This window comes from Actinomadura sp. NPDC048032 (assembly GCF_040653175.1).
In the GTDB taxonomy this organism is placed as follows: Bacteria; Actinomycetota; Actinomycetes; order Streptosporangiales; family Streptosporangiaceae; genus Spirillospora; species Spirillospora verrucosospora.
In genome coordinates this window covers 1-5,822 of record NZ_JBEZJP010000477.1, presented here as the reverse complement: position 1 = coordinate 5,822, position 5,822 = coordinate 1, and the positions used below count along the sequence as shown (strand labels likewise).

Annotated in this window: 5 protein-coding genes; 4 read left to right on the top strand and 1 reads right to left on the bottom strand. The window is 69.8% G+C overall.

All coding sequences use genetic code 11. From position 1 onward, the window contains the following. Both AB0C69_RS36790 and AB0C69_RS36785 read left to right on the top strand, forming a co-directional pair. The coding region (locus AB0C69_RS36790; RefSeq protein ID WP_360360196.1) for an ABC transporter substrate-binding protein at positions 1–956 on the top strand (956 nt) is incomplete at its 5' end. A gap of 595 nt (positions 957–1,551) precedes the next feature. Next, positions 1,552–2,913, top strand: a complete 1,362-nt coding sequence (locus AB0C69_RS36785) for a HAMP domain-containing sensor histidine kinase (RefSeq protein ID WP_360360193.1) — start codon at positions 1,552–1,554, stop codon at positions 2,911–2,913. Positions 2,914–3,014: 101 nt separating this feature from the next. Here AB0C69_RS36785 and AB0C69_RS36780 read toward each other — a convergent pair whose 3' ends face one another. Further along, on the bottom strand, positions 3,015–4,007 hold the full coding sequence (locus tag AB0C69_RS36780; protein ID WP_360360190.1) for an AraC family transcriptional regulator: 993 nt from the start codon (positions 4,005–4,007) through the stop codon (positions 3,015–3,017). 82 nt (positions 4,008–4,089) lie between these two features. Here AB0C69_RS36780 and AB0C69_RS36775 point away from each other — a divergent pair, with 82 nt between their 5' ends. Next, positions 4,090–4,938 (top strand): NAD(P)H-binding protein, encoded by an 849-nt coding sequence (locus tag AB0C69_RS36775; RefSeq protein WP_345186747.1) that lies wholly within the window; start codon positions 4,090–4,092, stop codon positions 4,936–4,938. A gap of 17 nt (positions 4,939–4,955) precedes the next feature. Next, complete coding sequence (locus tag AB0C69_RS36770; RefSeq protein WP_360360187.1) at positions 4,956–5,459, top strand: anthrone oxygenase family protein; 504 nt, start codon at positions 4,956–4,958, stop codon at positions 5,457–5,459. Positions 5,460–5,822 lie beyond the last annotated feature (363 nt).

Here is a 5,822-nt window from a genome sequence, read left to right as displayed (position 1 = left end):
CCGACAACACCGAGTTCGACAACGGCTTCAAGACCCAGTGGGAGATGTTCCTGCGCCACGTCGCCGACGACGGCCCCTTCCCCTGGGACTTCTACCGGATGCTGCGGCATAAGGAGTTCGACGCCGCGGAACTCTCCCTTTCCTCCTACGTGATGAACCTCGCCACGTCCGGAGACTTCATCGCGATTCCCGTCTTCCCTTCTCGCGCCTTCCGCCACAACGGCATCTACGTGAACGCCGCCTCGGGGATCACCGATCCCGCCGACCTGGCCGGACGGCAGATCGGGGTCCCCGAGTACCAGATGACCGCCGCCGTCTGGATACGCGGTATCCTCGCCGAACGCCACGATCTGCCGTTCACCGCCGTCCACTACCGCACCGGCGGTCTACACGAACCCGGCCGGGTCGAGAAGATTCCCCTGCCCGACCGCATCGGTGTCGAAGTCACGCCCGTCAAACCCGGACAGACTCTGACCGGTATGCTCCTGGCCGGCGAAATCGCCGCCCTCTACAGCGCCCGGATGCCGTTGCCATTCGCAGAGGGCCACCCCGACATCCGCCGCCTGTTCCCCCGGCCCCGCGAGGTGGAGGAGCAGTACTACGCCGACACCGGCATCTTTCCGATCATGCACACCCTGGTCCTGCGGCGCGAGCATTACGACCGCCGCCCCTGGCTCGCCCGCTCTTTGTACGAGGCCTTCGAGAGGGCCCGCGCCAATGCCCTGCGTCGCATTGGCGAGACCAATGCCCTGCGTTACGCCCTTCCCTGGCTCTATGACGACATCGAGCGCACCAAGGCCGCCATGGTCACCGACTACTGGCCGTACGGCATGGCCTCCAACGAGACCACCCTCCGTACCCTTCTGCGGTACTCACACGAACAGGGGCTCACGCCGGAACTGCTCACGCCGACCGATCTGTTCGCTCCCGAGACCCTCGCGGCCTACAAGATCTGATCGAGCCCGCCTCGGAAAAGCATGATCACCTGGAACCGGTTCGCCGCTCCGCGAGGAACGGCCGAGGGGTCTCATAAACGATTGATCATGGCACCGCTGAGGGGGCAGACCTGCCGGGGCTCGGCATTCGGGTGTGGGGGGCGTCTCCCCAACGAAAGTGGCCCTCCTCTTCGAGAGGGGCCACTTTCCGTCCAGGCGCAGGACCTTGCCCTTGTCGTCGTGGACGCGGTGCGGCCCCCCTTCACGGGCGGGAGCAGCACGCCGACGTGCCGGGCAGGGCCGGCGGCTGATGCGAGGACGACGCGTTCCGCCGGCCTCGGTGCTGGGCACGGTGGGAGCGCGGGCGGCGTCGGGCGCCGCATGGGAAGGAGTGTCGCATCGCGGAACTTCGCCGCCGTGCTCACGGGCTGCGGTGAGCACCTCTTCTCGCGGCACAACGAACTGATGGTCGAATCCACGCGCCGCCAGTGTATGAACAGTATTTGCATACTTTTGGACGTGTTTGACTGCCTGGCGAGGCACAGTGCATGTGATGGTTTCAGGGACTCTGCGACGACTCGCCATCACCTCCGTCAGGGCCCGCCTGAGTCTGGTCATGGTGGTGCTGTCGCTGCTCACCTTCGGCGCCCTCGGGATCGGCGTCGAGCAGGCGGTCCGCGCCAGGATCGAGAACGCGGCCTTCAAGGAGACCCAACGTGTGGCCGGCGAGTGGATCGGCTCGATGAACTCGCCCAAGCCGGGGCAGCCGAGCGCCACCTCGCGCGTGCCCTACCTCCAGCTGGTCGATCCCCGGGGAAGGGTGGTGGCGGCGAGCCGTGCCGCCGGCGGCCGTCCCGCGATCAGCACGCTCTGGCCGCCCTTCGACGACCAGATACAGAACCGGGTCCAATGCGCGGACGGCCAGTGCCTCATGCTCACGGCCAGCCGGGTCTCCCCGCAGAGGACGATAGCGCTGTGGAACGGCGACACCCACGTCGTCTATGCGGCCATGCCGCGGCCCGCGGTGCTGGACGCGCCTCGGCTCCATGCCATGACCGCCGCCATCGTGCTGGTCGCCGTCGGGTTGACGGGGTGGGGGACCTGGTGGGTGGTAGGCCGCACCCTGCGCCCGGTCGAGTCGATGCGGAAGCAGATCGCCGAGATAACCATCGGCGACCTCAGCCGTCGTCTCACGCAGCCGCCGGGTGACGATGAGATCGCTCGCCTCGCTCGCACTGCGAACCAGGGAATCTCCAAGCTGGAGAACGCGACCAAACGCCAGCGCCGGTTCGGATCCATGGTCTCCCACGAACTGCGCCGACCGCTCACCGGCCTGCGGGCGCACCTGGAAGAGGTGTTGCTGGCTCCCGATGCCGACTGCCGCGAGGGGATACAGGGCGCTCTGGTGACGGCCGAACGACTTCAGGCGATCATTGACGAGATGCTGGAGCTGGCTCACGTCAGCTCAGGGCGGCGAGCGGTCGAGCCCGTGGACCTGAACGCACTGGCCCGTGCGGAAGCCGAAAGGGTGAGCGGCGGGCCTCCCATCGTCGTGCACGCCGCCGATGAGGCCGCCGTCCTCGGCAATCAGGTACAACTGACCGGGGTTCTGACGAACCTTCTGGTCAATGCCCAACGCCACACCCGCACCAGTGTTCACCTGACCGTGGGCCGATCGGAGGGACAGGCGACGGTCACCGTCCTGGACGACGGGAAGGGAATCCCTCCCGGCGACAGAGAGCGTGTCTTCCAGCCCTTCGTCCGTCTGCGCGAGGGCCGCCGCCGCGATCCCCATGGGAGCGGCCTCGGCCTGGCGATCTGCCGAGCCGTCGCCGAGTCCCACAACGGAACCCTCCAGGTCGAGGACTCCCCGCGAGGCGCTTGTTTCGTCCTGCGCATCCCGCTCGCTCCGACCGGTTCGAGGCCTGAGGAGAGCGTCCCGGCCCCTCCGTCATCCGTCTACGAGGCAGACGCATGACGCACACCACACCCTCTGCCCATATCGGGCCTGCTGCTCCACCTCGACCGAGGCCGAGGCGATACCGCCGAGGCTGAGCGGCGCCTCATCGCCCGAGGTTTCTACGAGGGCTCGGCGCAGGTGGACGGCATCTGTACGTCCCGCGCTAGCGGTCGGGCGGTCGCCGCCCCGGCGCGGTAGTCCTGCGGGCTGACGCCGTGCTCGCGCTTGAAGGCCGTGCTGAGCGCGAAGGCGTTGCCGTAGCCGACCCGGCGGGCCACGGCCTCCAGCGTCGCGTCCGTCTCGCGCAGCAGGTCGGCGGCCTGCGCGAGGCGGACGCCGGTGAGGTAGGCCATGGGCGGCTCGCCGACCAGCTTCGCGAACCGCTGCGCCAGCGCCGCGCGCGACACCCCGACCCCGGCCGCGAGGTCCGCGACCGTCCAGGGATAGGCCAGGTCGTCGTGCAGGAGCCGGAGCGCGGGCCCGACGACCGGGTCGCCGTGGGCGCGGTACCAGCCCGGGGCGGCGGCGTCCGGGCGGGAGAACCAGGCGCGCAGGGTCGCGATGAGCAGCAGGTCCAGGAGCCGGTCGAGGACGACGTCCTGGCCGGGCTCGTCCTTGCCGATCTCCTCCTGGAGCACGGCGACGAGCGGCGACCTCCACGCGTCGCCCCGGACGACCGCCATCGCGGGCAGCGCGGCCAGCAGCCGCTGCGTGACGGCCCCGCGCATCTGGTAGGTGCCGACCAGCATGACCGCCGGCCCGTCCGGGTCGTTGCCCCAGGCGCGGACGCCGAGGTCCATGGCCTCCGACAGGCTCGTGCCGTCCGGGGTGGTGCAGCGCTGGCCGGGATGGATGACGATCTGCGGCGCGGTCGCCGGGTCGTCGCTGACGGTGTAGGCGTCCGGCCCCCGGAAGATGACCATGTCGCCGGGGCCGACCCGCTGGGGATCACCGTCGTCGGGGACCAGCCAGGCCTCGTCCCTGACCATGGAGAGCAGGGTCAGCGGCGCCTCGTCCTGGATCCGGAGCGACCAGGGCGGCGCGAGGGTCGAGCGCAGCATGAACGCTCCCCGCGCGCGCGGACCGTCGAGGAGTTCGGCCAGGGCGTCCATGGAGGCCAGCGTAGACGCTGGCGTATGCGGGCGAGCGCCTCGACCATGGTGGCCGGAACCGCCCGGCTGTTGACTTCAGGGCATGACGAACAGCGAATCCGGAATCATCGAAAGCGGCCTCACCCTCGTCCTCGGCGGGACCGGCAAGACCGGCCGCCGCGTCGTCGAGCGGCTGGAGGCCCTGGACCTCCCCGTGCGCATGGGCTCGCGGTCGGCCTCCCCGCCCTTCGACTGGGAGGACGAGTCCACCTGGGCGCCCGTCCTGCGGAACGTCGAGAACGTCTACCTCTGCTACTACCCCGACCTGGCCGTTCCCGGCGCCCCCGACGCCATCCGCGCGTTCACGGGTGCGGCGGTGGACGCGGGCGTGCGGCGCGTGGTCCTGCTGTCGGGGCGGGGCGAGCCCGAGGCGCGGGACTGCGAGCGGATCGTCCAGGCGTCCGGCCTGGCCTGGACGGTCGTGCGGGCGAGCTGGTTCGCGCAGAACTTCAGCGAGGACTACCTGCTCGACCCCGTGCGGGCCGGGGAGGTCGTCCTCCCGGCGGGCGAGGTCCCGGAGCCGTTCGTGGACGCCGACGACATCGCGGACGTCGCGGTCGAGGCGCTCACCCGGGACGGCCACGCCGGGCAGGTGTACGAGGTCACCGGGCCCCGGGCGCTCACGTTCGCCGAGGCGGTCGCCGAGATCGGCCGCGCCGCGGGACGCGAGGTCGCCTTCGTTCCCGTCGGCGCGGAGGAGAACGCGGCGGCCCTCCGGGAGCACGGCGTGCCCGAGGAGGTCGTCGGCCTGCTGACCTACCTGTTCACGACCGTGCTGGACGGGCGCAACGCCCGGCCCGCCGACGGCGTCCAGCGGGCCCTCGGCCGCCCGCCGCGCGACTTCTCCGAGTACGCGCGCGAAACCGCCGCCAGCGGCATCTGGAACCACTGACCTGAGGACCGGACGACATGAAATTCTCTCTCGCGGGCGTCTCGGCGACCCTCTCCATCATCATGGCGGCCGGGATGGCCGGAACCTTCTTCGGTTTCTCCACCGGCGTCATGCCCGGGCTGAACGCGGCGCGGCCCGCTTCGGCGATCGACGCCATGCAGGGCATCAACCAGAGGATCCAGAACCCGGTCTTCGTGGCGATGTTCCTCCTGGTGCCGGTTCTGGCGGCGGCGGCGGGGGTGCTGCTGCTCACCCTGGACCAGAAGTCGGCGGCCCTGCTCTTCTTCGCCGCCGCAGGCCTGTACTTCGCGGGGGCGCTCCTCCCGAGCTTCGCGGTCAACATCCCGATGAACGACGTCCTGGACGGCGTCGCGATCCCGAAGGACGCGGTCGAGGCGGCGAAGATCTGGTCGGACTACTCCGGCCGCTGGACGGCGTGGAACACCGTCCGCGCGGTGTTCAGCTGGGCGAGCCTCCTCGCCATGAGCCTGGCCGTCTACGTCTGGGGCAGGAACAACTGACCGATCTGACGCACCGGCGGGGTCCGTGCTCCGGCAAGGAGCATGGACCCCGTTTCCATGCCTCCCTCAGCCGTTCCTTCTGAACCATCCGGCCCTTTTAAAAACGCTACCCCGGAGGGGCGCGGCACAGCTCTCGGCCTTCCGGAGGCGCACGGAGGCGGCTGCGGGCGAAATGCGCCGCGACCACCAGGAATGCTGTACTCTGCCGAGGCGGAGACGCTCTGACGAACACTTCGATGTCCTCTTGTCGTCTCGGACGGCGAAAGGCGGTTCCTCAGGGGCGGCTCGTGACAACCAAAAGGAAGCCAACGCCGCGAATTCGTCTTGACGGATGGCTCGCGCCTCTACCAAGGACAGCTCGCC

Bases quoted from the DNA above. Each gene is read 5' to 3' on its own strand.
- AB0C69_RS36785 (WP_360360193.1), top strand. From the start codon at position 1,552: ATGGTGGTGCTGTCGCTGCTCACCTTCGGCGCCCTCGGGATCGGCGTC.
- AB0C69_RS36780 (WP_360360190.1), bottom strand. From the start codon at position 4,007: ATGGACGCCCTGGCCGAACTCCTCGACGGTCCGCGCGCGCGGGGAGCG.
- AB0C69_RS36770 (WP_360360187.1), top strand. From the start codon at position 4,956: ATGAAATTCTCTCTCGCGGGCGTCTCGGCGACCCTCTCCATCATCATG.
- AB0C69_RS36775 (WP_345186747.1), top strand. From the start codon at position 4,090: ATGACGAACAGCGAATCCGGAATCATCGAAAGCGGCCTCACCCTCGTC.